At 68.4% G+C, this 24,726-nt stretch carries 22 protein-coding genes, 1 tRNA gene and 1 pseudogene; 9 read left to right on the top strand and 15 right to left on the bottom strand.

All coding sequences use genetic code 11. The features are described from left to right. Nucleotides 1–16 precede the first annotated feature (16 nt). The 12 genes from AB4Y64_RS02235 to AB4Y64_RS02180 form a co-directional block, all read right to left on the bottom strand. Nucleotides 17–751 (bottom strand): response regulator, encoded by a 735-nt coding sequence (locus tag AB4Y64_RS02235; protein ID WP_441814813.1) that lies wholly within the window; start codon nucleotides 749–751, stop codon nucleotides 17–19. A 6-nt stretch (nucleotides 752–757) separates the two neighbouring features. Then, a complete protein-coding gene (locus tag AB4Y64_RS02230; protein WP_441814812.1) occupies nucleotides 758–3,406 on the bottom strand; it encodes an ATP-binding protein in 2,649 nt (882 codons plus the stop codon). 131 nt (nucleotides 3,407–3,537) lie between these two features. After that, nucleotides 3,538–4,161, bottom strand: a complete 624-nt coding sequence (gene kdpC / locus AB4Y64_RS02225; RefSeq protein WP_441814811.1) for a potassium-transporting ATPase subunit KdpC — start codon at nucleotides 4,159–4,161, stop codon at nucleotides 3,538–3,540. Nucleotide 4,162: 1 nt separating this feature from the next. Continuing rightward, nucleotides 4,163–6,226 carry a potassium-transporting ATPase subunit KdpB gene (gene kdpB, locus AB4Y64_RS02220; protein WP_441814810.1) on the bottom strand — a complete coding sequence of 688 codons (2,064 nt, stop codon included), beginning with the start codon at nucleotides 6,224–6,226 and terminating at the stop codon, nucleotides 4,163–4,165. A gap of 22 nt (nucleotides 6,227–6,248) precedes the next feature. Beyond that, nucleotides 6,249–8,000: a potassium-transporting ATPase subunit KdpA gene (gene kdpA, locus AB4Y64_RS02215; RefSeq protein WP_441814809.1), complete on the bottom strand. Its 1,752-nt coding sequence runs from the start codon at nucleotides 7,998–8,000 to the stop codon at nucleotides 6,249–6,251. A gap of 22 nt (nucleotides 8,001–8,022) precedes the next feature. Next, entirely contained in the window at nucleotides 8,023–8,115 is a 93-nt protein-coding gene (locus tag AB4Y64_RS02210) for a potassium-transporting ATPase subunit F (RefSeq protein WP_158732366.1), read from the bottom strand. 11 nt (nucleotides 8,116–8,126) lie between these two features. Continuing rightward, on the bottom strand, nucleotides 8,127–8,858 hold the full coding sequence (locus AB4Y64_RS02205; protein WP_441814808.1) for a TorF family putative porin: 732 nt from the start codon (nucleotides 8,856–8,858) through the stop codon (nucleotides 8,127–8,129). A gap of 120 nt (nucleotides 8,859–8,978) precedes the next feature. Then, a complete protein-coding gene (locus AB4Y64_RS02200; RefSeq protein WP_441814807.1) occupies nucleotides 8,979–9,827 on the bottom strand; it encodes an alpha/beta hydrolase family protein in 849 nt (282 codons plus the stop codon). Then, a complete protein-coding gene (gene thiD, locus AB4Y64_RS02195) occupies nucleotides 9,820–10,635 on the bottom strand; it encodes a bifunctional hydroxymethylpyrimidine kinase/phosphomethylpyrimidine kinase (protein WP_441814806.1) in 816 nt (271 codons plus the stop codon). Before thiD ends, AB4Y64_RS02200 begins: the two co-directional genes overlap by 8 nt. Nucleotides 10,636–10,741: 106 nt before the next feature. Then, the gene (locus AB4Y64_RS02190; RefSeq protein ID WP_441814805.1) at nucleotides 10,742–12,151 is read right to left on the bottom strand and encodes a PhoH family protein; all 1,410 of its coding nucleotides are present in this window, start codon (nucleotides 12,149–12,151) and stop codon (nucleotides 10,742–10,744) included. Nucleotides 12,152–12,296: 145 nt separating this feature from the next. Continuing rightward, nucleotides 12,297–12,791 carry a peroxiredoxin gene (locus AB4Y64_RS02185; RefSeq protein WP_441815213.1) on the bottom strand — a complete coding sequence of 165 codons (495 nt, stop codon included), beginning with the start codon at nucleotides 12,789–12,791 and terminating at the stop codon, nucleotides 12,297–12,299. A gap of 49 nt (nucleotides 12,792–12,840) precedes the next feature. Continuing rightward, nucleotides 12,841–13,401, bottom strand: coding sequence for a glycine cleavage system protein R (locus tag AB4Y64_RS02180; protein WP_158730621.1), 561 nt, complete (start codon nucleotides 13,399–13,401; stop codon nucleotides 12,841–12,843). 260 nt (nucleotides 13,402–13,661) lie between these two features. Between AB4Y64_RS02180 and dapA the strand changes: the two genes are divergently transcribed. After that, entirely contained in the window at nucleotides 13,662–14,567 is a 906-nt protein-coding gene (gene dapA / locus AB4Y64_RS02175; protein ID WP_441814804.1) for a 4-hydroxy-tetrahydrodipicolinate synthase, read from the top strand. Between the two features lie 17 nt (nucleotides 14,568–14,584). Beyond that, nucleotides 14,585–15,079, top strand: coding sequence for a hypothetical protein (locus AB4Y64_RS02170; RefSeq protein WP_441814803.1), 495 nt, complete (start codon nucleotides 14,585–14,587; stop codon nucleotides 15,077–15,079). A 99-nt stretch (nucleotides 15,080–15,178) separates the two neighbouring features. Here the strand turns inward: AB4Y64_RS02170 and fdxA are convergent, their stop codons facing one another. Both fdxA and AB4Y64_RS02160 read right to left on the bottom strand, forming a co-directional pair. Next, complete coding sequence (gene fdxA, locus AB4Y64_RS02165) at nucleotides 15,179–15,502, bottom strand: ferredoxin FdxA (protein WP_441814802.1); 324 nt, start codon at nucleotides 15,500–15,502, stop codon at nucleotides 15,179–15,181. A 396-nt stretch (nucleotides 15,503–15,898) separates the two neighbouring features. After that, nucleotides 15,899–15,974, bottom strand: a tRNA-Glu gene (locus AB4Y64_RS02160). A 163-nt stretch (nucleotides 15,975–16,137) separates the two neighbouring features. Here AB4Y64_RS02160 and pcnB point away from each other — a divergent pair. From pcnB to pgi, 6 genes and pseudogenes are all read left to right on the top strand, one after another. After that, nucleotides 16,138–17,442, top strand: a pseudogene (gene pcnB / locus AB4Y64_RS02155) (polynucleotide adenylyltransferase PcnB); the annotation flags it as partial. A 33-nt stretch (nucleotides 17,443–17,475) separates the two neighbouring features. Beyond that, entirely contained in the window at nucleotides 17,476–17,997 is a 522-nt protein-coding gene (gene folK, locus AB4Y64_RS02150) for a 2-amino-4-hydroxy-6-hydroxymethyldihydropteridine diphosphokinase (RefSeq protein ID WP_441814801.1), read from the top strand. A 61-nt stretch (nucleotides 17,998–18,058) separates the two neighbouring features. Then, nucleotides 18,059–18,877: a 3-methyl-2-oxobutanoate hydroxymethyltransferase gene (gene panB / locus AB4Y64_RS02145; RefSeq protein WP_441814800.1), complete on the top strand. Its 819-nt coding sequence runs from the start codon at nucleotides 18,059–18,061 to the stop codon at nucleotides 18,875–18,877. Next, a complete protein-coding gene (gene panC / locus AB4Y64_RS02140; protein WP_441814799.1) occupies nucleotides 18,870–19,775 on the top strand; it encodes a pantoate--beta-alanine ligase in 906 nt (301 codons plus the stop codon). Before panB ends, panC begins: the two co-directional genes overlap by 8 nt. Nucleotides 19,776–19,968: 193 nt before the next feature. After that, nucleotides 19,969–20,349 (top strand): aspartate 1-decarboxylase, encoded by a 381-nt coding sequence (panD, locus tag AB4Y64_RS02135; RefSeq protein ID WP_158730628.1) that lies wholly within the window; start codon nucleotides 19,969–19,971, stop codon nucleotides 20,347–20,349. 7 nt (nucleotides 20,350–20,356) lie between these two features. Next, nucleotides 20,357–21,865: a glucose-6-phosphate isomerase gene (gene pgi, locus AB4Y64_RS02130; protein WP_441814798.1), complete on the top strand. Its 1,509-nt coding sequence runs from the start codon at nucleotides 20,357–20,359 to the stop codon at nucleotides 21,863–21,865. 230 nt (nucleotides 21,866–22,095) lie between these two features. On the opposite strand, the gene queG is transcribed toward pgi, so the two are convergent. Further along, nucleotides 22,096–23,187, bottom strand: a complete 1,092-nt coding sequence (gene queG / locus AB4Y64_RS02125) for a tRNA epoxyqueuosine(34) reductase QueG (RefSeq protein ID WP_441814797.1) — start codon at nucleotides 23,185–23,187, stop codon at nucleotides 22,096–22,098. Nucleotides 23,188–23,211: 24 nt separating this feature from the next. Here queG and AB4Y64_RS02120 point away from each other — a divergent pair, with 24 nt between their 5' ends. After that, on the top strand, nucleotides 23,212–24,723 hold the full coding sequence (locus AB4Y64_RS02120) for an NAD(P)H-hydrate dehydratase (protein WP_441814796.1): 1,512 nt from the start codon (nucleotides 23,212–23,214) through the stop codon (nucleotides 24,721–24,723). The last annotated feature ends 3 nt before the right edge of the window (nucleotides 24,724–24,726 follow it).

Raw genomic sequence — 24,726 nt, 5'->3', positions numbered from 1 at the left:
CCGGCCCGGGCCCAGGTCAGTGCCCTGTGTGCGTCGGGTCTCGACTGATGAAACGCAGGCCGACGCCGGGTTCGGTCGCGATCCATTGCGGCGCTGCAGCATCGTCGCCGAGCTTGTGCCGCAACTTGCCGACGAGAATGCGCAGGTAGTGGGTGTCGTGCTGGTGGGTCGGCCCCCACAGTTCGCGCAGCAGTTGCGGCTGGGTGACGACACGGCCGGCATGCTGCAGCAGCAGGGCCAGCAGTGCGTATTCCTTGCGCGTCAGCGCCACCGGCTGGCCCTGCAGGTGCACTTCGCGTCGCGACAGATCGATGTGCAGGCGGCCGTCGTCGTACAGCGGCTGGGCGCCGGCGGGCGCGGCGTGCGAACGCAGCAGGGCGCGCACGCGCGCCATCAGTTCCTGCACGCCAAAGGGTTTGGTGACGTAGTCGTTGGCGCCGGCATCGAGCGCGGCGACCTTCTCGTCTTCGCCGGCGCGCACCGTCAGCAGGATGACCGGCACGGTCGACCACTGGCGCAGCTCACGCAGCACCTCATGGCCATCGCGATCGGGCAGGCCCAGGTCCAGGATCACCAGGTCGGCGCCGTGCGTCGCCAGCGCCTCCAGGCCGCCCTGTCCGGTCTCCGCGCTTTCGACGGCATGGCCTTGCGCGCGCAGGCTGATGTCGAGGAACTTGCGGATCTGCGGCTCGTCATCGATGACGAGGATGCGGGCGGGCGGGGCGCTGGTATCGGGCTTGGATTCGCTCATGGGCGGTCAATGCGGTTCCATCCTTGGAAGCGTAATCCGGATTGTCGTGCCGCGCCCGTCGGAGCCGGGCAAGGCCTCCACGCTGCCGCCGTGCGCGCCGATCATGCCCTGGCAGATCGCCAGCCCCAGGCCCGTGCCCTGGCGGCCGCGGTCGCCGCGCTCGACGCTGTAGAACATGTCGAAGATGCGCTTGCGCTCGTCCTCCGGGATGCCCGGCCCGCGGTCGCGCACGTCGATGCGCAGCTGGCCGTCTTCCACCGACTGCGCGCGGACCGTGATCGCCGCGCCCGGCGGCGAGAACTTCGCTGCGTTCTCGAGCACGTTGAACAGCGCCTGCTCGACCAGCGCCGGGTGCACCCAGATCGGGCGCAGGCCGGGCTCTATCGATACCTCGAAGTGTGCGCCGGGCTCGTAACGCTGCAACCGGCTGACCGCCGAGCCGATCAGTTCGTCCACGCCGATCCAGTCGCGATTGAGCGTCAGGCCGCCGTGGCCGAGGCGGGTCATGTCGAGCAGGTTCTGGATATAGCGGTCCAGGCGCTCGCCTTCGATGCGGATCGTCTCGAGCAGGCTGTGCCGGTCCTGCGCGCTCATCGCATCGGCATAGTGGTCCAGGCTGCTGGCCGAGCCGATGATGGATGCCAGCGGCGAACGCAGGTCGTGCGAGACCGACGACAGCAGCGCCGAGCGCAGGCGTTCGGTCTCGTTGCTGATGCGCGAGTTCTCCAGGTCGGCGACCAGCCGGGTGCGCACCACGGCCTGGGCGATGTCCTCGGCCATGGCCTCGGCGAGGCGGCGTTGTTCGATGCCGAGGCGATGCAGCTGCGCGGGAAAGCGCAGGCCGACGACGCCGGTCTCGCGTTCGCCCAGCTCCAGCGGCAGGAACCACCAGTCCGAGCCGGCGAGGGTGTCGGTGTAGCGGCCCGAGGCCTGGCGCTGCTTCACCGCCCAGTCGGCGGCGGCACGGTCCTTTTCTCCCAGCAGTTCCGCATGCAGGCGCTGATCGCCGGCCTCCAGCACCACCTCGGCGTCGAGCGCGCGCCGCAGGGCGTCGCGGCCGGCGCGCAACACCTGGCCGAGGTCGGCCGCAGTCGCGAGCTGCCGGCCCAGTGTCTGCAGTTCGGTGGTCTGTGCATTGGTCGCGCGCAGCGCCACGACCTGCATCCGCAGTTTCGACGCAAGCCGGCCGGCGACCAGCGCCGCGATCAGGAACAGCACGACGGTGATCACGCCCTGGCTTGCGCTGATGCGCAGCGTGTAGCGCGGATCGATGAAGAAGAAGTTGTACGCCAGGAAACACAGCACCGCGGCGATGACGGCCGCGGCCATGCGCGTGCGCGAGGCCACCAGCACGACGGCGACGATGAAGATGAGCGAGAGGTCGTCCAGCCCGATCCAGCGTTCGGCCACCCAGGCCAGTGCGGTGGCGAGCGCGGCGGAAGTCACGGCCAGGGCGGTATCGCTGCGCGTCAGGTAACCGCCGGGCCGGCGCCAGGAGCGGCGTGCCCGCGCCCGTGCTTCGGGTGTGCTGACGATGGTCAGCTCGTAATGCGCGCCGCGCTGGATAAGCTGTTGCGTCAGGGTACGGTTGAACATCCGTGCGACCGGGCGTTCTCGGGTGCGGCCGAGCACGATCGTGCTGGCGCCCGAGCGCGCGGCCTGGTCGAGCAGGGCGTCGACGATGCTGTTGCCGTGCAGCACCAGGGCGTCGCCGCCGAGGCGGCGGGCGAGGGCGAAGGCGCGGTCGAGTTCGAGCTGCTGCGCTTCGTTCGCGGCATCGGCGCCCTGCACGGTCACCACGGTCCACGGTGCGTCGCGCCGCTCGGCGATGCGGCGGGCCACGCGAACGAGGTATTCGGACTGGCCGCGGCCGTCGATGGCGACCATCACGCCACGGCGCAGGGTGACGCCGGCCAGGCCGCGCGCGGTCTGGGCTTCGCGCAGGTCGCTGTCGACGCGGTCGGCGGCGGTCTGCATCGCCAGTTCGCGCAGGGCGGTGAGGTTGCTCGGTGAGAAGAATGCCTGCAGGGCGTGCGCGGCCTGTTCGGGGACGTAGACCTTGCCTTGTTGCAGGCGTTCAATGAGTTCGCGCGGTGGCAGGTCGACCAGGACGATGTCGCGCAGGCGGTCGAACACGGCGTCGGGCACGGTTTCGCTGACGCGTACGCCGGTGATGCGGTGGACGACGTCGTTGAGGCTTTCCAGGTGCTGGATATTGATCGTGGTGAAGACGTCTATGCCGGCGTCGAGCAGTTCGATCACGTCCTGCCAGCGCCGTTCGTGGCGGCTGCCGGGGACGTTGCGGTGGGCGAGTTCGTCGACCAGGGCGAGTCTGGGTTTGCGGGCGAGGAGGGCGTCGAGGTCGAGTTCCTCAAGGGTCCGGGCGGTGCCTTGGGCAGTGGGGTAGTCGATGCGTTTGCGTGGCAGTACTTCGAGGCCTTCGACCAGTGCGGCGGTTTCGGCGCGGCCGTGGGTTTCGACCAGGCCGACGACGACGTCGAGGCCGCGGCGCTGCAGTTCGCGGCCGCGGCTGAGCATGGTGTAGGTCTTGCCGACGCCGGGTGCGGCGCCGAGGAAGATGGTCAGGCGACCGGCGCCCTGGCGTTGCAGTTCGCCGATGAGTGCGTCTGCCTGGGCGCTTCTGGTGTCGGTCATGGGGGCATTGTGCCTTTGTCGCCGGTGGGTGGTGTGTGGTTCCGCTGAATTCGCTGGGCCCCTTGCTGCCGCTGGTTTCGGGGTGGCGCTGCGGACAACGCTTCATCGTTTCATTGGGGTGAGGGCAGCTTCTAGCGCAGGGCGTCCAGCGCAAGGTTCAGTTGCAGCACATTGATCCGCGGCTGACCCAGCATTCCGAACTGCGGCTCCTCGGTGTTCGCTGCGACCATCGCGGCCACGTCCGCCTCGCTCATGCCTCGCGCTCTGGCCACTCGTGCGATCTGCACCTGTGCGCCGATCGGCGACAGGTGTGGGTCGAGTCCGCCGCCGGACTGGGTGACCAGCTCGCCCGGTACCTGCGCCGGCGCTATAGCTTCGCGCTTGGCGACCTGTTGGGTCAGTTCGTCGATGCGCTTGCGCAGGTCCGGGTTGCTGCGGGCCATGTTGCTGCCGGCGGCGGCCATCGGGTCGTAGTTGGCCGCAGACGGGCGGGGCTGGAAGTAGCGGGCGTCGGCGAAGGGTTGGGCCACCAGGTTCGAGCCTCGCGCCTTGCCATCGATGGTGACGATGCTGCCGGTGGCCTGGTGTGGGAACAGCAGGCCGCCCAGTGCGGTGCCGGCCAGCGAGTACAGCAGGCCGAAGCCGAGCAGGATCACGACGGTGAAGACGAGCGCCGCGCGCAGCGAGCCGCGGTCTTCCAGCACGGTGGCCTGCGTGGTTGGGGAAACGTTGATTGCGGTTGTCACGGTTGCCATGTCAGAACCCCACTGCCACGAGGGCGAGATCGATGAGCTTGATGCCGGCGAACGGCAGCAGCACGCCGCCCAGGCCGTACACCAGCATGTTCCGGCGCAGCAGCGAGACCGCGCTGGCCGGCTTGAAACGCACGCCGGCCAGGGCCAGCGGAATCAGCGCCGGGATGATGATCGCGTTGAAGATCAGCGCCGCCAGCACTGCGTGGGTCGGGCTCGACAGGTGCATCACGTTGAGCGCGGCCATCTGCGGGATCGCGGCTGCGAACAGTGCCGGCAGGATCGCGAAGTACTTCGACACGTCGTTGGCAAGCGAGAACGTGGTCAACGCGCCGCGGGTGATCAACTGCTGCTTGCCGACCTCCACCACGGCCAGCAGCTTGGCCGGATCCGAGTCCAGGTCGACCATGTTGCCGGCCTCCTTGGCCGCCTGCGTGCCCGAGTTCATCGCCAGGCCGACGTCGGCCTGGGCCAGCGCCGGTGCGTCGTTGGTGCCGTCGCCAACCATCGCCACCAGGCGTCCGCCGGCCTGTTCGGCGCGGATGCGGGCGAGCTTGTCTTCCGGCCGTGCTTCGGCGATGTAGTCGTCGACGCCGGCTTCGGCCGCGATCGCCGCGGCAGTGAGCGGGTTGTCGCCGGTGATCATCACCGTGCGCACGCCCATCGCACGCAGCTTCGCGAAGCGTTCCTTGACGCCGTGCTTGACCACGTCCGACAACTCGATCACGCCGAGGATGTGGCGGCCCTCGGCCACCACCAGCGGCGTGGCGCCGCCGCGGGCCACCTGCTCGATGCGCGCCGCCAGCTCCGGCACGACCTGGCCGCCGAGCGCCTGCACGTGCTTGCCGATGGAATCGCCGGCGCCCTTGCGGATCACGCGGTCGTTGCCGCCTTCGACCGCCAGGTCGACGCCGGACATGCGCGTGTGTGCAGTGAACTGCACGTAGTTGGCGCGCTCAGGTTCGGCCACGGTGCTCTTGAGTTCGCGTGCCAGGCGCACGATCGACTTGCCTTCAGGCGTGGGGTCGGCCAGCGACGACAGCAGCGCGGCATCGCGCAACTGGCCCAGGTCGACGCCGGCGAGCGGATGGAACACGGTGGCCTGGCGATCGCCGTGGGTGATCGTGCCGGTCTTGTCGAGCAGCAGCACGTCGACATCGCCGGCCACTTCCACCGCCTTGCCCGACTTCGCCAGCACGTTGGCCGACAACGCGCGGTTCATGCCGGCGATGCCGATCGCCGGCAACAGGCCGCCGATGGTGGTCGGGATCAGGCACACCAGCAGTGCGATCAGCAGCAGCGGGTCGAGCTTCGCACCGACGAAGCCGGCCAGCGCGGGCAGGGTGGCGACGACGATCAGGAACGTCAGCGTCATCGCTGCCAGCAGCATCGTCAGCGCGATCTCGTTGGGCGTCTTCTGGCGGTTGGCGCCTTCGACCAGCGCGATCATGCGGTCGAGGAAGCTCTGGCCCGGTTCGGCGCTGACCTCGACGATGATCTCGTCCGACAGCACCTTGGTGCCGCCGATGACGCCGGAACGGTCGGTGCCGGCCTCGCGCAGCACCGGCGCCGATTCGCCGGTGACGGCCGCCTCGTTGATGGTCGCCACGCCGACCACGATCTCGCCGTCGGCCGGAACGAACTCGCCGGCGGAGACGATCACGCGGTCGCCCGGCCGCAGCGATGCGGCGGAGACGCGGTTCTCGGCGCCGTGCTTGCCCGTGCCCGTGGCAGGGTCCAGGCGGCGCGCCACCAGGTCGCGGCGTGCGGCCCGCAGCGACGCGGCCTGGCCGCGACCGCGCGCTTCGGCCACCGCTTCGGCGAAGTTGGCGAACAGCACGGTGACGAACAGGATCAGCGTCACCGCGATGCCGAAGGCGAGGTTGCCGGGCACCGCCACGGTGATCAGCGCCGACAGGATCGTGCCAAGCAGCACGATCGCCATTACCGGGCTCTTGAGGGCCTGCCGCGGCGACAGCTTGCGGAAGGAATCGATCAGCGAGGTGCGCAGGGCGGCGCCGTCGAAGCCTGCCGCTTTGCGACGGGCCGTGCCGAGATGGGATTGCATGGTGTCATTCACGTTCATAACCTCACGGGCCCGCCGGGGCAGCGCTGTAAAGGGTCAGGTGCTCGGCGATGGGACCCATCACCAGGGCGGGCATGAATTGCAGGACGGTCAGGATCACGATGACCGCGACCAGGGTCAGGGCGAAGGTCGGCGTCTCCACGTGCAGCGTGCCGCTGCTTTCCGGTGCGACGCGCTTCCTCGCGAGCAGGCCGGCGACGGCGAGCGGGATGATCAGCGCCGGGTAGCGGCCCAGGGCCAGCACGACCGCGCAGCTCAGGTTCCACCAGTACGTGGCGTCGCCGAGTCCTTCGAAACCCGAGCCGTTGTTGGCGAACGCCGAGGTGTACTCGTAGAACACCTGGCTGATGCCGTGGAAGCCCGGATTGGAATTGCCGGTGATCGACGGGAACACCAGGGTCACCGCGGTGAAGCCGAGCACCACCAGCGGCTGCAGCAGGATCAGCAGCGCCAGCAGTCGCACTTCCGGCGCCTCGATCTTGCGACCGAACAACTCCGGCGTGCGCCCGGTCATCAGGCCGGCGAGGAACACGCTCAGCATCAGGTACACCAGGAACTGCTGCAGGCCGCAGCCGATTCCGCCCCAGATCGCGTTGATCAGCATGTCGACCAGGGTCACGCCGCCGGTCAGCGGCGCCAGCGAGTCGTGCATCGCGTTGACCGAACCGTTGCTGGTCTGCGTGGTCACTGCCGCCCACAGCGCCGAGGTGTCGGCGCCGAAGCGCATTTCCTTGCCTTCCATCAGGGCGATGTCGGAAGCGGTGGTGGAATGTGCCTCCGACCACATCGCAAGGCCCGTGGAGGCAGCCGACATCAGCAGCATGCTGCCGAACACCATCGCGGTGAAGCGGCGACGTCCGACCAGCGCGCCAACCATGAAGGTCACCGCGACCGGGATCAGGATGATCGCCAGCATCTCGAGCAGGTTCGACAACGGCGTCGGGTTCTCCAGCGGCACCGCGCTGTTGGGGCCATACCAGCCGCCGCCATTGGTGCCCAGCTGCTTGATCGCGACCATCGGCGCGACCGGCCCGACCGGGATCTTCTGCTGCTTCATCTCGACGCTCGCATCGACCGGCGTGATGTCCGGGCCAGCCTGCAGCGTGGAAGGCACGCCCTGCCACGTCAGCAGCATCGCCCAAACCAGGCACAGCGGCAGCATGAAGCGCAGCGTCGCGCGGGTGACGTCGACCCAGTAGTTGCCAAGGTCGCGGTCAGCGCCTTCCTGATCGCCCGAAGCGCCGGCGATTACGTCCTTTCCAGGCAAGCGCGCAAGCGCCTGGCGACCACCGAACAGTCCGCGCAGCGTCGCCACCACGATCGCCAGGCCCATCATCGGCGTGGCCACCTGCAGGCTGACAATGCCGACCATCTGCGACAGGTAACTCAGCTGCGCCTGGCCGGAGTAGTGCTGCTGGTTGGTGTTGGTCAGGAACGACACCATCGTGTGCAGCGCGGTGTCCCAGCGCATGTTGGGGATGTCGTCGGGGTTGAGCGGCAGCCAGGCCTGGGTCATGAACTGCACCCAGACCACCAGGCCGACGACCAGGTTGCTGATCGCAAAGGCCTTGGCGTAGCCATGCCAACTCATGCCGCGCTCGGGGTTGGTGCCCAGCGCCTTGTAGATCACGCGTTCGACGGGACCGGCCACGCGGTCGACCCAGCAGCGGTCGCCGCGCATGACGCGGGCGAGGTAGTGTCCGAGCGGCCAGCCGAGGCCGATCGCCAGCACCAGTACAAGAAGTGTCTCGTTCATCGTTGTGCTCTCGGGCAATACCTTAGAAATCTTCGGGTCGAAGAACCACGTACAGCAGGTAGGCCGAGGCGACGATCACCGCGACACCGCATACAAGGGCAAGCCAGCCGGGCATGTCGTATCTCCTTAGAAGGACGCCTGCAGGGCCGCTTCGATGCGGTTGCCTGCGAGGTCTTTGCCGAAAATGTCTTCGGCGTTGGAATCGGTCGCGTGCGCGGTGACGCGCAGCTCCAGCGGGGCTTTCACCGCCCACACCGCGCTGAGCTGACCGTGCAGGTAGCTGTCGGCCGCGGTGCTGTAGCCGTCGAGGTAGTAGTAGCCGAGCGCGCCCTCGAGGCGGAATGTGTCGTTGACCGGGAACCTGGCGCCGAGCTGCGTGTAAAGGCCGTCCTCTTCGCCGCCGAGTGCTTCGGTCGAGTAACCCAGCGACAGCCAGTAGTTGTTGTCGTAGGTCAGCGTGCCGTTGAGTTCGGTCCAGTTGAGGTCGACGGTGGTTGCCGGGTACTGGTAGCGCAGCAGGTTGACGTCGACGGCCCACTTGCCTGACAGGGCGCCGCCCCAGCCGACGGTGAAGTCGAGCTCGCTGCTGGCGTGGGTGTCGGGGGCGAACTCGACGTTGGAGCCCCACACCGAACCGTAGAAGCCCGAATCGCTGGCCAGCTTGAACCCGGCCTGGACGGCCGGGTCGCCCTGGGTCTGGGTGGTGCCGCGCCAGACGTAGTCGCTGGTCAGTGCGGCGTTGCCGGACAGCGTCGCGGCGTGGGCCTGGCTGCCAAGGGCAAGCAGGCCGATACCCGCGCAGGCGGCGAACAGCAACGGCACGGAAGCTTCGCGCGCGCGGATGAAATGGGAGGACATTGCAGATACCCAATGAACGAACGAGGCCCGTTTGGCCACGGCGTCATTGTTGGTATCGGGGGCGTAAAGCCTCTATTCCGCGTCCGGGGACGGGCGTAAATTCGCCGTAAACAATCGCGATCAGCCCAGCAGTTTCTCCACCACCACCCGCGGCTGCTTCATCCACGCGTAGTGGTCCGCGGGCGCACCCAGCGTGGTGGCATCGAGCACGTCGACCTGTGCAGGCGAGTGCCGCAGCTTCGACAGCAGGAAGCGCAAGGACGACTCCGGTCCGAGCCAGTCGCTGTCCATCACCACGCCATGGACGTCGACTTCCACCGCGCCCATCAACGCATCCAGGTCGAAGTCGAGCCAGCGCGCGGCATAACGGCCGCTCAGGCCGGTCAGGCTCCAGTCGCGTATCAGCCCGCGGGCTTCCTGGCCGCCGAAACCGATGCGACGACCGGGCAGGGCGCCATTGCGATCGGCCAGCCACGCCAGGAAGCGGTAGACGAACGGCAGGAACCACTTCGTCCGCAGCGGGAACGCGCGCCAGTACGGCGCGCCGCTGGCGACCAGCCATAACTTCTGAGCGGTCGCCGGCGACAGGCCAAGCCGGCAGCAGGCCAGCTGCCCACCGAGGCTGTGGCCGCCGATGATGCGCGGGACGTCCGGCGCATGCTGTGCAACCAGCGCTTCGCTGGTCGGAATATCGCCGCACAGCAGTTCGCGATACCCCCAGTCGCTGTCGCGGCCGGCGCGCAGGTTGCTGGAACCGCCGCCGCGCCATTCGTGCAGGAACACGGCCACGCCGCGCGCCGCCAGCGCCTCGGCGAAGGGCAGGTAGTGCTTCGATGCCACGCCCAATGCCGGCAGCCACAGCAGGCTCGCCTGCGGGTTGGCGGGAATTCGCGCCAGCAACGTCCAGCGATGGCCGTCCTCGGCCCGGGCGTCGATTTCGATCGGTTGCGCGGCGATGGATTCATTCATGGCGGGCGGCACCGAAATGGTCGAGCACGAGGATGTCGCTGTTGCCGGGGCGATAGCCACGCAGCAGGGCCCGGTGGACGTACTCGGCCGCCGCGGCGCAGCTTTCGCCCAGGTCGTGCCCGAGGCACAGGTTGGCGGCGACCGCCGAGGCCAGCGTGCAGCCGGTGCCGTGCGCTTCCAGTTGCAGGCGCGGATGGGCCATTGAGCGCACCGCGCCATCACCGCCGGAATACAGGTCGATCACGTCGCCATTGCCGGGCAGATGGCCGCCCTTGAGCAGCACCGCGCGGGCGCCCAGGCGGTGCAGTTGCTCGATGGCCGCGTGCATTGCCGCGACGTCGTCGATTGGTTGGCCGAGCAGCAGTTCCGCCTCGGGCAGATTCGGCGTGATCAGCGAGGCCAACGGGATCAGCCGGGTTCGCAGCGCGTCCAGCGCGCTGGTCTCCAGCAGTCGCGCGCCGGAGGTCGACACCATCACCGGGTCCAGGACGACCTGCGCGGGCCGGTAGTGTTCGAGTGCATCGGCCACCGCGTCGATCACCCTGGCATTGGCGAGCATGCCGAGCTTGACCGCGCCGATGGCGAAATCGTCGAAGCAGGCATCGATCTGCGCGCGCAGGAAGCCGGTGTCGGGGACCTCGACCGCGGTGACGCCACGCGTGTGCTGCGCGGTCAGCGCGGCGATCGCGCTGAGCCCGTGCACGCGATGGGCAGCGAAGGTCTTCAGGTCGGCCTGGATGCCGGCGCCGCCGCCGGAATCGGAGCCGGCGATGGTCAGGGCGCAGAGGGGGCGGGAAGCGGAGTTCATGCCGACAGTGTGCCTGTCCGCATGTGTTCGACGCGATCCCCCTCTCCTGGCCGCTTCGCGGCCTGTCCCTCTCCCGCAAGGGGAGAGGGGGCCTTCCGCTATGCCGTCAGAGCACTTCCGACGCGTAGTCCGCCAGTCGTGACCGCTCGCCGCGACGCAGGGTGATGTGCGCGCTGTGGTCCCAGTTCTTGAAGCGATCCACCGCGTAGGTCAGGCCGGAGGTGGTCTCGGTGAGGTAGGGCGTGTCGATCTGCTCGACGTTGCCCAGGCAGACGATCTTGGTGCCGGGGCCGGCACGGGTGATCAGCGTCTTCATCTGCTTGGGCGTGAGGTTCTGCGCCTCGTCGAGGATCAGCCAGCGGCTGAGGAACGTGCGGCCGCGCATGAAGTTCATCGAGCGGATCTTGATGCGACTGGCGAGCAGGTCGTTGGTCGCCGCGCGGCCCCAGCTGCCGCCGTCCTGGTTGTGGGTCAGCACTTCCAGGTTGTCGGTCAGCGCGCCCATCCACGGCGTCATCTTTTCCTCTTCGGTGCCGGGCAGGAAGCCGATGTCCTCGCCGACGCTGACGGTGGCGCGGGTCATGATGATCTCGCGGTAGCGCTGCTGGTCCATCGTCTGCGCCAGGCCCGCCGCCAGTGCCAGCAGCGTCTTGCCGGTGCCGGCGGTGCCGAGCAGGGTGACGAAGTCGATCTCGGGGTCCATCAGCGCATTGAGGGCGAAGTTCTGCTCGCGGTTGCGCGCGGTGATGCCCCACACCGCATGCTGGCTGTGACGGAAGTCGTCGACGATCTGCAGCACGACCTTGCTGTCGGTGAGGCGCGCGACCTTCATCTGCGACTCGTCGTCGCCGGGCAGGTACAGGAACTGGTTCGGATGCCAGTTGTCGTCCTCGGGGTTGTCGCGGTTGCGCGAGATCTCGTAGAAGGTGCGGCCCTTCTCGGTCCACGAGCGCAGGTCCTTGCCGAAGCGCTGCCAGAAGTCTTCCGGCAGCGCGGTGGCGCCGGTGTAGAGCAGGCTGAAATCGTCGAGGGCGCGGTCGTTCTCGTAGTCTTCCGACACGATCCCGGCGATCGAGGCCTTGATGCGCAGGTTGATGTCCTTGGACACGAACACCACCGGCACGCCGGGGTCGCTCTCTTTCAGCGACAGGATCGAGCCGAGGATGTGGTTGTCCGGGATCACCGCGCCGAAGCGCTTGCCCGAATCGAAGTCGCGGGTCTGGAAACGCAGCTTGCCGATGCTCTGCTCGCCGCGCAGCTGCAGGCCCTGCGGACGGCTGAGGGTGATGCCGGAGGAGATCTTGTCGGTGCCTTCGGCCTGGATCAGCTCATTGAGGAAGCGGCTGACCTGGCGGGCGTTGCGACTGGCTTCGGAGGTGCCTTTTTTGGCGTTGTCGAGCTCCTCGATGACCTGCATCGGCAGGAAGACATCGTGTTCCTCGAACTTGAACAGCGCGGTCGGGTCGTGCATGAGCACATTGGTGTCGAGCACGTAGATCCGCTTGCTTCTGGTCATCGAATGCTCCGATGCGGGTTGAACATGGTGAACGGCCGGGTGGATCGATGTGGCGTGGAGCGGTGAAGCGTTGCAGACGTCGGACACGGCGACGCTGCCGTGGCCCGCGGGGCGGGACGGCAGCGTGGGTGGAGGGCGGAGGGGGTCACTGCGTTGCGGCAGCCTTGAGTGCGTCGAGGACGGCTTGGGCATGGCCGGGAACTTTCACCGGTCGCCATGACTGGGCGATGACGCCGTTGGGGTCGGCAGTGAAATCAATCAGGAACGTGCTGCGCTCGATGCCCAGCACCTTGCGCCCGTACATGTTCTTGAGCTTGATCACGCCGAAGGCGTTGCACAGGGTTTCGTCGGGGTCGCTGACCAGGTCGAACTTGAACCCCTGTTTCGCGCAGAAGTTCTGGTGCGAGCGGATCGAGTCGCGGGAGACACCGAGCACGGTCGCGCCAAGCTTCTTGAACCTGGGCAGCAGGGCGTTGAAGTCGATGCCTTCGGTGGTGCAGCCGGGCGTGCTGTCCTTCGGATAGAAGTACAGCACCAGCCACTGGCCGGCGAAGTCCTTCAGATGCGCGGTCTGGCCGCTGGACAGCGCCAGGGGCAGTTCGGAGACGTCTTTCGCAATCCTGTCGCCGGTGTCGGGCATTTCGCCTTTTCGTTCCATGCTGCTTTGTCGTGACGCTACCACGGAATTCCTAGAACTTCATCGGGTCCATGATCGCGTCGAGATTGAGGTGGTCGCAGAACTCGAGGAAGTCGTCGCGCAGGGCCGCGATGTGCATGCTGGAGGGCACGCCTATCGTGATCTGCGCCGAGAACATCTCCGCGCCGGTCTGCATGGCGCGGTAGCGCGAGCTGTGCAGGCTTTCGATGGTGATGCCCTGGCGGTCGAAGAAGTCGGCCAGCTGGAACAGGATTCCGGCCTTGTCGGCGGCCACGACCTCGACCACGTATGGCAGCAGGTTGGACTGCACCTGCTTGGCGCCGGTGCGGTACCAGACCAGCTTGAGGCCTTCCTCGCGCTCCAGCCGGGTCAGCATGGCCTCCAGCTTGGCCACCGCGTCCCAGGAACCCACGGCCAGCACGGTCACCGACACGTCGCGGCCGACCGTGGCCAGGCGTGCATCGACCAGGTTGCAGCCGGAATCGGCGATCCGGCGAGTCACCGACAACAGTGGCGTCTCCGGATGCGTCGTGTAGGCGTTGATCAGGAGGTGGTTTTCGTTCGGCGACGGCCGGGCAGCGGAATCGGTCAAGGCGGCGCCTGCTTGGGGAGCAACGTGCTCAGATACTGAATGGCGGCCCGTGAGCGGGCTGTGGTTGCCGGGCAGCATACTTGCCCGCGCTTTCGGCCCGCAAGTAACATCCCGTGCGATCATCCCGGCCGATCAGGGCATCCGATCGGCCAGACCAGCCAATGGCTGGAACGCGGTCCGGATGGCGGCCAGGCCATTGATCCAGGGCCCGCACATGGCGTGCGGGGTTCAACGCAACACGTGCACCGAGTACTTCCAACTTGCGACTTTCCGGCAGCATCACCGCGCTGGCGACGCCTTTCACCGCGTCCGGCGAAATCGACTTCGACGCCTGGCAGCGATTGCTCGACCAGCAGCTCGAGGGCGGCACCCAGGGCATCGTCGTCGCCGGTTCCACCGGCGAGGCGGCGGCGTTGTTCGACGCCGAATACGACGCATTGCTGCGCAGCGCGGTCGAGCGCGTCGCCGGCGCGATCCCGGTCCTGGCCGGTACCGGCCTGTCCAATACCGCCAAAACCATCGAGCTGACCCGCCGCGTCGCCGCGCTGGGCGCCGACGCCGCGCTGGTCGTGACGCCGCCGTACGTGCGTCCGACCCAAGCCGGCCTGGTCGCCCACTACCGCGCCATTGCCGGCGACGACGCACTGCCGCTCGTGCTCTACAACGTGCCGGGCCGCACCGGCGGCGACCTGCTGCCGGAGACGGTGGCGGAGCTGGCGCCGCACGCGAACATCATCGGCATCAAGGAAGCGCGCAGCGAACCGGAACGCATGGCGGCACTGCTTGCGTTCAAGGGCGAAGGCTTCGCCGTGCTCAGCGGCGACGACCCGACCGCGTGCCGCGCCATGCTGGCCGGCGCCGATGGCGTGATCTCGGTCGCCTCCAACGTGCTTCCGCGCGCATTCCGTCGCCTCGCGGACCTGGCCCGTGGCGGTCGCCACGACGAAGCCCAGGCACTGGATGCGCGCATGCTCGCCGCCTACGACTTCCTCGGTGTCGAGCCCAATCCCATTCCCGTGAAAGCGCTGCTGCAGCGCCAGGGCATCGGCCACGGCTTGCGCCTTCCGCTGCTGCCGCTTTCGCCCACCCATGCCGCCTCCACCGCGACGATCGATGCGCTCGTCCGCGAACTCGAACACGCCTGCCGCGATTCCCTCGCGGCCTGACCCTGCAGGAGATTTACATGCTTTCCAATCGTTCGATGTCCCGCGCCGCCGTCGCCGCCCTGGTGCTGGTCGGTGTTGCCGCCGGTTCCGGCTGCAGCTGGTTCCGCAAGGGCAATGACCTGTACGCGCAGGCGCCGGAAATGCGCCCGCTGGAAGTGCCGCCGGACCTCGACGCGCCGCGCACCGACACCGCCGTCAACGTGCCGACGCCTGCCACGGCGCTGGGCAACAAGAACGCCGGCGTGGGTTTCACCGTACCCGGCACGCGCGACGACGTGTTCGCCAAGGTCGGTACCGCGCTGGGCGCCGTCGAAGGCGTGACCATCACCAGCAGCGCCCAGGCCATGGGCGTCTACGACGTCAACTACGAAGGCAGCAACTTCCTCGTGCGCGTGGCCGGTGCCGATGTCGGCGCCTATGTCGCCGCAGTCGACCCGCGCGGCGTGCCGGCCACGGGCGACGCCCCGAAGAAGCTGATCGAGACCCTGCGCACGGCCATGGTCGGCCGCTGAGTCAGGCTTGGCGTCAACAAAAAACGGGCGCCACTGGCGCCCGTTTTTTCATGTCCTGGCGGCAGCCTGCGGCCCCGCAGTTTCCCGCAACGCCCCGCCTCAGCGCTCCAGCAGATCCAGCTTCCCCGGCTTGCCTTCCCAGTCCTTGGCATCGGCCAGGCCGTCCTTGCGCGTGGTGATCACCGGCCAGGCCTTGGCCAGCTCGGCGTTGAGCGCGACAAATGCCTCCTGGCCGGCCGGCACATCGTCCTCGGGATAGATCGCATTGATCGGGCATTCCGGCTCGCACAGGGTGCAGTCGATGCACTCGTCCGGGTCGATCACCAGGAAGTTCGGGCCCTCATGGAAGCAGTCGACCGGGCACACCTCGACGCAGTCGGTGTACTTGCACTTGATGCAGTTCTCGGTGACGACGAAGGGCATGGCGATGATTCCGTGAAAATGAAGGCCCCAGACGGGCATCGTGCATTGTAGCGATTCGAGCGCGCCGCCCGTAGCCCGGCCGATCAAACCCAACCGCATGGCCTTCTCCCGACGAAGACCGGGCAACGAAGTGCCGAAGCGTCGTCCGCCGGGCCGGGGATTGCGCAGCAGCGGGCCATGGATGGCCCGCGCCCCGCATCGGACAAGGATGTCCGACTAAGGGGCTGCGCAATCCCCGGCCCGGCGGACGGCGCCTCTCCGACAGCCAAAGCGCCAGCCAAAGCGCCGCCCAAAGCGCCGCCCAAAGCGCCGCCCGAAGCTCCGCTCAAAGCGCCGCCCAACGCCCAAAGCCGCCCAAAGAAAAAGCCCGCGCATCGCTGCACGGGCTTTCGGAATTGGTACACCCTACGGGATTCGAACCCGTGTTGATGCCTTGAGAGGGCACCGTCCTAGGCCTCTAGACGAAGGGTGCAGGTAAAGCGGGCTGTGGAACGGTAACCCCCACGCCAGGCTCTCAACGCAGCGCGGCTTGCTAGTATATGCGGCGCCGCTGCCCCGGGCAATGGCCTCCCACACCTAAAATGGACTGCGGCAACGCCCGCTCGATGGAATCCGACAACCAAATCCAACTCAGGCTGCAAACCATTCCGCGCGACCAGCACAACGTCTCGCGCCGGGATATCAGCCCCAATGCCCTGCGCGTGCTGTATCGCCTGCGCGAAGGCGGCTTCGATGCCTACCTCGTCGGCGGCGCCGTCCGCGACCTTCTGATCGGCGGCCACCCCAAGGATTTCGACGTTGCCACCAACGCGACCCCGGAAGAGGTCAAGGGCCTGTTCCGCAACTGCCGCCTGATTGGCCGACGCTTCCGCCTGGCGCATGTGGTCTACGGCCGCGAGATCATCGAAGTGGCGACGTTCCGCGCCAACACCGATGACGGCAGCGGCGACCGCGAACTGCACGAAGGCGGGCGCCTGCTGCGCGACAACGTCTACGGCACCATCGAGGACGACGCCGTCCGCCGCGACTTCACCGCCAACGCGCTGTACTACGCCATCGAGGACTTCTCGGTGCGCGATTACGTCGGTGGCTTCGAGGACGTGCGCAACCGCCTGATGCGCCTGATCGGCGACCCCGAGACACGCTATCGCGAAGACCCTGTGCGGATGCTGCGCGCGGTGCGCCTGGCGGCCAAACTCGACTTCGAGATCGAACCGGCCACGGCCGCGCCGATTCCGGTTCTGGCGCCGCTGCTGCGCGAGTCCGCACCGGCGCGACTGTTCGAGGAATGCCTGAAGATGTTCCTGTCGGGCAATGCGGTGAAGAGTTTCCTCGGCCTGGAGCGCCACGGCCTGCTGCCGGCGCTGCTGCCGGAGACCGCCGCCGCACTGAAGTCCAACCGCAGCGGCGCGTTGCGCAAGATGGTGCTGGAAGGCCTGAAGAACACCGATGCGCGCGTCGCCACCGACGAACCGGTCTCGCCCGCGTTCCTGTTCGCGCTGCTTTTGTGGCCGGCCTATTGCCGCGCCCTGATGGCATTGCAGGCGCAGGGCGTGCACACCGCCGAGGCGCAGCGCCGAGCGGCCGACCGCGTCACCGTGCACCAGCTCGAGACCATCGCGTTGCCGCGTCGCTTCTCGCTGCCGATGCAGGAGATCTGGCTGCTGCAGTCGCGCTTCTCGATGCGCCAGCGCAAGCGCGTGTTCCGCACCCTTGCGCACCCGCGTTTCCGCGCCGCGTTCGACTTCCTCGGCCTGCGCCTGACCGCGTCGGACGAGCATGCCGACGACGTCGCCTTCTGGCGCGAGGCGCAGGAGAACCCGGGCGACGCCGTGGCAATCGCAGAGCTTGAAACCGAACGCGCCGCCCAGGCCGATGACGAGGAAGCGCCGCGCAAGCGTCGCCGCCGTCGCCGCAAGCCTGCCGCCAGCGCCGAATGAGGCGGGCAGGTTCGAACGCCCGGCAATGAGTCAATGAGCGTGATCGCATTCGTCGGCCTGGGCAGCAACCTGGGCGACAGCGCCGCGTGCCTGCGCGCGGCCCTGGTCGCGCTGGGTACGATCGACGCCACCCGCGTGGTGGAGGCCTCGCGTCTCTACCGCACGCCGGCATGGGGCGTGACCGCGCAACCGGATTTCCTCAACGCCGTGGCGATGCTGGAAACCGCGCGCACGCCGCAGCAGCTGCTGGCCGAGCTGCTCGCGATCGAGCGCGAGGCCGGGCGCAACCGCCTGGCCGACGGCAGCGACCGCTGGGGCCCGCGCACGCTCGACCTGGACCTGCTGCTGTACGGCGATGCCGTGGTTGACGAGCCCGGCCTGCGCGTCCCGCACCCGCACCTGCACGAGCGCGCCTTTGCGCTGGTGCCGCTGCTGGAAATCGCAGCCGATGCGGTCATCCCCGGCGTCGGCCCGGCGCGCGATGCGCTGGCGAAGATGGAACCGGGAGAGGTCGAGGCGGTAACGTATGCGGATTCCGACCGCGATCGCCTGTAGCCGCCCCCTGGCCGGCTACAGCCCGCACCCATAACCCGCGCGACAACTGGTACCCCACGCCATGTACAGCGGAACCCCCAACAACAAGCCCTGGACCGTGCCGGCCCTGGCCGACGCCAAGCGCGACGGCCGCCGGCTGGTGATGCTGACCTGCTACGACGCCGGTTTCGCCCGCACCATGGACGCCGCCGGCGTCGACCTGGTGCTGGTCGGCGATTCGCTCGGCATGGTCGTGCAGGGCCACGGCAGCACGCTGCCGGTGACCACGGACGACATCGTCTACCACACCGCCTGCGTCGCCCGCGGCCTCGAAAAGGCGCTGCTGATCGCCGACCTGCCGTTCCAGGCCGACGCCACGCCCGAGCGCGCGCTCGACGCCTCGATGCGGTTCCTTCAGGCCGGCGCGGCGATGGTCAAGCTGGAGGGCGCCGGGCACAAGCTCGACGTCATCCGCTTCCTGGTCGAGCGCGAGATCCCGGTCTGCGCGCACCTGGGCCTGACCCCGCAATCGGTGCTGCGCCTGGGCGGCTACAAGGTCCAGGGCCGCGACGAGGCTGCCGCCGCGCGCCTGCGCGCCGACGCGCGCGCCGTGGCCGAAGCCGGCGCCAGCCTGCTGGTGCTCGAGTGCGTGCCGACGCCGGTCGCCGCGGCGATCACCGCCGACCTGTCCATTCCCACCATCGGCATTGGCGCCGGCCCGCAATGCGATGGCCAGGTGCTGGTGCTGCACGATCTGCTTGGCGTGAACTCCGGCCATCGCCGGCCGCGCTTCGTCAAGGATTTCCTCGCCGAGGGCGGCTCGGTAGCGGGCGCTGTCCAATCATTCGCCCAGGCCGTTCGCGACGGCAGCTTCCCGGATGCTGAACACTCCTATGCCTGACCGCCGCACCCCTGTTACCGCTGGCGCGCACTCCGCAAACCTCCGCAAGAAGGCCACGATCGAGACCATCACCGGGCTGGCCGCGCTGCGCGCGCGGGTGGCGCAGTGGCGCCGCGACGGCCTGCGCGTGGCCCTGGTGCCGACCATGGGCAACCTGCACGAAGGCCATTTCTCGCTGATCAGGCTGGCGCGCAGCCACGCCGACCGCGTGGTCGCCAGCGTTTTCGTCAACCCGACCCAGTTCGGCCCGAACGAGGATTTCGCCCAGTACCCGCGCACGCCCGAGGCCGATGCGCTGGGCCTGGGCGCCGCAGGTTGCGATGCGATGTGGTTGCCAACGGTAGAGACGATGTACCCCTATGGCGCCCAGGCGACCGTGCGCGTGCAGGTGCCCGGCATCACCACGACACTGGAAGGCGCGTTCCGCCCGGGACACTTCGATGGCGTCGCCACCGTGGTCGCGCGCCTGTTCAACCAGGTCCAGCCGGACGTGGCCGTGTTCGGACGCAAGGACTATCAGCAGCTGGCGGTGATCCGCTACATGGTCCGCGACCTGGCGTTCGCAATCGAACTGGTGGGCGCCGACATCGTCCGCGAGGACAACGGCCTGGCGATGAGTTCGCGCAACCAGTACCTGTCGGCGGAAGAGCGCGTGCAGGCGGCGGCGATCCATCGCTGCCTGCAGGCGATGCGCGATGCCGTCGCCACCGGCACGCCGCGTGCGACCGTCGAGGCCGAGGCCAGCCAGCGCCTGCAGGCGGACGGTTTCGTCCCTGACTACGCCGTGGTGCGGCGCCCGGACCTGAGCGAGCCGGCGGACGGCGAGGACGGCCCGCGTGTGGCCCTTATCGCAGCACGGCTGGGCCGGACGCGGCTGATCGACAATCTGGAGTGGTGAAGCGGGACTGGTGAGACGGGAGTGGGGAATGAACGGCGGGGGCTCTTTGGGGGCTCCGCTGCTGGAACGTAGCGTTCCCGTTTCCCGGTCCACATTCCCGATTCCCGCGAAGCCAAGGAGATGTTGCACTGCGCCATGCGCTGCTAGACTTGTGGCCTGACGCGTCCGCATGCCCGCGGCCGGAGCCACACACATGCAACTGAACGTACTCAAGGCCAAGATCCACCGCGCCACCGTGACCCACGCCGAGCTTCACTACGAAGGTTCGTGCGCGATCGACGGGCGCCTGCTCGACATCTCGGGTATCCGCGAGTACGAGCAGATCCACATCTACAACGTCAACAACGGCCAGCGCTTCGTCACCTACGCCATCCGCGGCGAAGAGGGCAGCGGCGTGATCTCGGTCAACGGTGCCGCCGCCCACTGCGCGCAGCCCGGCGACCTGGTGATCATCTGCGCCTACGGCGTCTGTGACGAGGCCGAGGCGGCCAAGTACAAGCCGACCCTGGTCTACGTCGACCGCCACAACGCGCTGACGCACACCAACCGTTCGATGCCGGCACAGGCAGCCTGACCTGCCCATGGATGCCGATGCCCGTCTGAGCCGCCTTCGCGCCCAGGCAGGGCGCGTCATCCAGACCCCGCTGAAGGACCTCGTCGCCGCCGATCCGGCGCGCGCGCAGGACTTCGTCGTCCGCGTCGGTCCGGTCTACGCCAATTTCGCCCGCCAGCACTACGACCGCGATGCCCTGGCGTCGCTGTTCGAACTGGCCGAGCAGGCCGGCGTGCGGCAGAAGCTGCGCGCCCTGTTCGACGGCGAGAAGATCAATCTGACCGAAGGCCGCAGCGTGCTGCACACCGCGCTGCGCGGCGACGTCTCGTCGGCGCCGGTGGCCCGCGCCGCGCACGTGCAGGCACTGGAGGCGCGCGCCCGCATGCGTGCGCTGGTCGATTCGCTTGCAGCCAGCGACGTCACCGACATCGTCAGCGTCGGCATTGGCGGTTCCGATCTTGGTCCGCGCCTGGCGGTCGATGCGCTCAGGGGCGCCAGGCCGGGGCGCTTGCGCGTCCACTTCCTTTCCAACGTCGACGGCCATGCCGCGCAACGCGTGCTGGCTGGCCTGGACCCGCGCCGCACCGCCGCGGTGCTGATCTCCAAGACTTTCGGTACCCAGGAGACGCTGCTCAACGGCGCGATCCTGCGCGACTGGCTCGGCGGCACCGAGCGCCTGTACGCCGTCTCGGCGAACGTCGAACGCGCCGCCGAAGCGTTTGCCATTCCGCCCGAACGCATCCTGCCGATGTGGGACTGGGTGGGCGGTCGTTATTCGCTGTGGTCCGCCGTCGGTTTCCCGATCGCGCTGGCGATCGGCATGGACGCGTTCGAGGCGATGCTCGATGGCGCCTCGCAGATGGACGCGCACGTGTTGAACACGCCGCTGCCGCAGAACCTGGCGGCATGGCACGCACTCACGGCGATCTGGAACCGCAATGGCCTGGGCTATTCCACCCAGGCCGTGCTGGCCTACGACGAGCGCCTGAAGCTGCTGTCCAATTACCTCCAGCAATTGGTGATGGAAAGCCTGGGCAAATCGGTGCGCACCGACGGCTCGGCGGTCAGCGTCGACACCGTGCCGGTGTGGTGGGGCGGCGCCGGCACCGACACCCAGCACAGCTTTTTCCAGGCGCTGCACCAGGGCACCTCGATCGTGCCTGCGGACTTCATCGGCGTGGTCCATTCCGATGCGCCATATCCGGACAACCACCGCGCGCTGCAGGCCAACCTGCTGGCGCAGACCGAAGCCTTCGCCAACGGCCAGGCCAGCGACGATCCGCACCGCGCCTATGCCGGTGGCCGTCCCAGCACGATGATCCTGCTCGATGCGCTGACGCCGCAGTCGTTCGGTGCGCTGCTGGCGCTGTACGAGCACAGCGTGTACCTGCAGTCGGTGATCTGGGGCATCAACGCCTTCGACCAGTTCGGCGTGGAGCTGGGCAAGCAGGTCGCGAGCCGCTTGCTGCCGGCGCTGGCGGGAGACGCGCGGGCGGATGATCCGGTCACGCGGGAATTGCTGGCGCAGCTGCGCTGAGTGTCCTTCGACTTCGGCGCTGCGCGCCTACGCTCAGGACGAACGGTAAGAAGTATCTACGCTCAGGACGAACGGTAAGAACTACGCTCAGGACGAACGGTGAGAAGTATCCCGTTCGCCATGAGCGTAGTGATGACGGGTTCCCCGTACGAACGGTGGGTCGTATCCCCGTTCGCCCTGAGCGTAGCTCCGCAGGAGCGGAGTCGAAGGGTGATCGGGCCGACACACTCTCAGGCGGCGTGATGCCGCCGCAGCGCCCACTCGATATGCTCGCGCACCATCGGACTGGCTGAGTCGCGCCGCGCCTTCAGCGCCGCGATCACTTCGGGGCTGGTGCGCGCGTTGCCCAGCGCCACCGCGATATTGCGCAACCAGCGCTCATGCCCGCTGCGGCGGATCGCGGTGCCTTCGGTGCGCTGCAGGAATTCGCCTTCGTCCCAGGCAAACAACTGCACCAGCGTTGCCTTGTCGAGATCGTTGCGGGCGCGGAAATCGGCTTCGTCGGTGCGCTGGGCGAACTTGTTCCAGGGGCAGATCAACTGGCAGTCATCGCAGCCGAAGATGCGGTTGCCGATCGGAGGGCGCAGTTCCTCGGGAATCGCGCCTTCATGCTCGATCGTCAGATAGGCGATGCAGCGGCGCGCATCCAGCCGGTACGGCGCGATGATCGCCTGGGTCGGGCAGATGTCGATGCACTTGCGGCAAGTGCCGCAGTGCGCGCTCGCCGGCAGGTCGATCGGCAGCGGCAGGTCGACGTAGATCTCGCCGAGGAAGAAGAACGAGCCACCGTCCTTGTCGATCAGGCAGGTGTGCTTGCCGATCCAGCCCAGGCCGGCGTTGCGGGCGAGCGCTCGCTCGAGCACGGGCGCGGAGTCGACGAAGACGCGGTGGCCGAACGGCCCGACCTCCTCGGCGATGCGGTCGGCCAGGCGTTGCAGGCGCTGGCGCATCAGCTTGTGGTAGTCGCGCCCCAGCGCATAGCGGGCGACGTAGGCGCGCTCGCTGTCGTCCAGCGTGGCCCAGGCTTCGTCGCTGTCGCGGCCGTAGTCGAGGCCAACCGAAATCACCCGCACGGTACCCGGATGCAGTTCGTCCGGACGCGCGCGCAGCTCGCCGTGGCGCGCCATCCAGTCCATCGAGCCGTACAGGCCCTGCGCCAGCCAGTCGCGAAGGTGCGCTTCGTCCTGGGCCAGTTCGATGTCGGTGATGCCGCAGCGCTGGAAACCGAACTCGCGCGCCAGCAGGCGCACGCGCTGGGCCAGCGCGGCGTAGTCGGGCGTCGCGACGGGTGGGGCGGGCGGCTGGGAGGCAGGGGGGTTCACGATGCACAAGTATAGAATCCCGTGATGCCACACGACGCAGTGCCGCTTTCAGACGCGTTCGCCGCCGACTCGCTCTACGACGCCGCGTCGCTGCGCGTGGTCGAGGCGCGCGCGGCGCAGGCGCTTGGCGAGGGCTTCGGGCTGATGAGTCGTGCCGGCCAGGCGGCCTGGCGCGAGTTGCTGGCGCACTGGCCGCAGGCACAGCGGGTGCTCGTCGCCTGTGGGCCGGGCAACAACGGTGGCGACGGTTACGTGCTGGCGCGGCATGCACGCCAGGCCGGGCGCCAGGTCGTGGTGGTGCACCTGCCCGGGCACGAACCGCGCAGCGAGCTGGCGCGACGCGCGGCCCAGGACTACTTCGCAGTCGGCGGCGCGGTCGAACGGTTCGAAGGCTCGCTGCCGCCGGCCGATGTGATCGTCGATGCGGTGTTCGGCATCGGCCTTTCGCGCGAACCGGACCAGGCCACGCAGGCGCTGATCGCGCAGATCAACGCGCACCATGCACCGGTGCTGGCGCTCGACGTGGCCAGCGGCGTCGACGCCGACCGCGGTTGCGTGATGGGCGCGGCCGTCATTGCCACGCGCACGATCGAGTTCATCGCCGGCAAGGCAGGCCTGCGCACCGGTGCGGCGCTCGATCACGCCGGCGTGCTGTCGCTGGCGAATCTGGACATTCCACGCGACTGGTTCGATGGCTGCCCGGTGCATGCGCAACGCTTGACGCCGGTCGCGCTCGCGCATTGGCTGGCGCCGCGCCGGCGCGACAGCCACAAGGGCAGCAACGGTCGCGTGCTGTGCATCGGCGGCGAGCTTGGAAGCGGCGGCGCGATCGTGCTGTGCGCGCAGGCGGCATTGCGCAGCGGCGCCGGACTGGTGGAAGTCGCAACGCGCGCGCAGCATGTCGCCGCGCTGCTGGCGCGGCTGCCCGAAGCGATGGTGAACGAGGTCGTCGATGCGCAGTCGCTGCAGCCGGCACTGGACCGCGCCGGCTCGATTGCGCTGGGCCCGGGCCTCGGCCAGAACGAGTGGGGGCGCGGCTTGTACGAGCGCGCCGTCGCCAGCGCGAAACCGCTGCTGCTCGACGCCGATGCCCTCAACCTGCTGGCAACGCATCCGTTCGCGCTGCCGGCCGATGCGGTGCTGACGCCGCATCCGGGTGAAGCCGCGCGCCTGCTGGGCATCACCACCGCGCAGGTCCAGCGTGATCGCTTCGCCGCCGCCAAGGCGCTGTGCGAACGCTATGCGTGCGTGGCCGTGCTCAAGGGCGCAGGCACCATTGTCGCGGCCGCGCACGAAACACCGCGCCTGATTGCGGCGGGAAATCCGGGCATGGCAGTCGGCGGCATGGGCGACGTGCTCAGTGGCGTGATCGCCGCGCTGCGCGCGCAAGGGCTTGCTGCGTTCGAAGCGGCGAGCGCGGGTGCGTTGTTGCATGCTGCTGCGGGTGATGCAGCCGCGCACGAAGGCGGCGAACGTGGACTGTTGCCGAGCGACCTGATGCCGTGGCTTCGCCACTTCGTCAATCCGGAGCGTTGATGT

Origin of the sequence: Lysobacter sp. TAF61, from assembly GCF_052113485.1 — a bacterium.
In the GTDB taxonomy this organism is placed as follows: Bacteria; Pseudomonadota; Gammaproteobacteria; order Xanthomonadales; family Xanthomonadaceae; genus Lysobacter_J.
The sequence above is the reverse complement of the archived record's forward strand: the minus strand, read 5'-3'. Positions and strand labels throughout refer to the sequence as shown.

Excerpts from the sequence above, each read along its gene's own strand:
- AB4Y64_RS02235 (WP_441814813.1), bottom strand. The coding sequence starts at position 751 with ATGAGCGAATCCAAGCCCGATACCAGCGCCCCGCCCGCCCGCATCCTC.
- AB4Y64_RS02230 (WP_441814812.1), bottom strand. The coding sequence starts at position 3,406 with ATGACCGACACCAGAAGCGCCCAGGCAGACGCACTCATCGGCGAACTG.
- kdpC (WP_441814811.1), bottom strand. The coding sequence starts at position 4,161 with ATGGCAACCGTGACAACCGCAATCAACGTTTCCCCAACCACGCAGGCC.
- kdpB (WP_441814810.1), bottom strand. The coding sequence starts at position 6,226 with ATGCAATCCCATCTCGGCACGGCCCGTCGCAAAGCGGCAGGCTTCGAC.
- kdpA (WP_441814809.1), bottom strand. The coding sequence starts at position 8,000 with ATGAACGAGACACTTCTTGTACTGGTGCTGGCGATCGGCCTCGGCTGG.
- AB4Y64_RS02210 (WP_158732366.1), bottom strand. The coding sequence starts at position 8,115 with ATGCCCGGCTGGCTTGCCCTTGTATGCGGTGTCGCGGTGATCGTCGCC.
- AB4Y64_RS02205 (WP_441814808.1), bottom strand. The coding sequence starts at position 8,858 with ATGTCCTCCCATTTCATCCGCGCGCGCGAAGCTTCCGTGCCGTTGCTG.
- AB4Y64_RS02200 (WP_441814807.1), bottom strand. The coding sequence starts at position 9,827 with ATGAATGAATCCATCGCCGCGCAACCGATCGAAATCGACGCCCGGGCC.
- thiD (WP_441814806.1), bottom strand. The coding sequence starts at position 10,635 with ATGAACTCCGCTTCCCGCCCCCTCTGCGCCCTGACCATCGCCGGCTCC.
- AB4Y64_RS02190 (WP_441814805.1), bottom strand. The coding sequence starts at position 12,151 with ATGACCAGAAGCAAGCGGATCTACGTGCTCGACACCAATGTGCTCATG.
- AB4Y64_RS02185 (WP_441815213.1), bottom strand. The coding sequence starts at position 12,791 with ATGCCCGACACCGGCGACAGGATTGCGAAAGACGTCTCCGAACTGCCC.
- AB4Y64_RS02170 (WP_441814803.1), top strand. The coding sequence starts at position 14,585 with ATGCTTTCCAATCGTTCGATGTCCCGCGCCGCCGTCGCCGCCCTGGTG.
- fdxA (WP_441814802.1), bottom strand. The coding sequence starts at position 15,502 with ATGCCCTTCGTCGTCACCGAGAACTGCATCAAGTGCAAGTACACCGAC.
- folK (WP_441814801.1), top strand. The coding sequence starts at position 17,476 with ATGAGCGTGATCGCATTCGTCGGCCTGGGCAGCAACCTGGGCGACAGC.
- panB (WP_441814800.1), top strand. The coding sequence starts at position 18,059 with ATGTACAGCGGAACCCCCAACAACAAGCCCTGGACCGTGCCGGCCCTG.
- panC (WP_441814799.1), top strand. The coding sequence starts at position 18,870 with ATGCCTGACCGCCGCACCCCTGTTACCGCTGGCGCGCACTCCGCAAAC.
- panD (WP_158730628.1), top strand. The coding sequence starts at position 19,969 with ATGCAACTGAACGTACTCAAGGCCAAGATCCACCGCGCCACCGTGACC.
- pgi (WP_441814798.1), top strand. The coding sequence starts at position 20,357 with ATGGATGCCGATGCCCGTCTGAGCCGCCTTCGCGCCCAGGCAGGGCGC.
- AB4Y64_RS02120 (WP_441814796.1), top strand. The coding sequence starts at position 23,212 with ATGCCACACGACGCAGTGCCGCTTTCAGACGCGTTCGCCGCCGACTCG.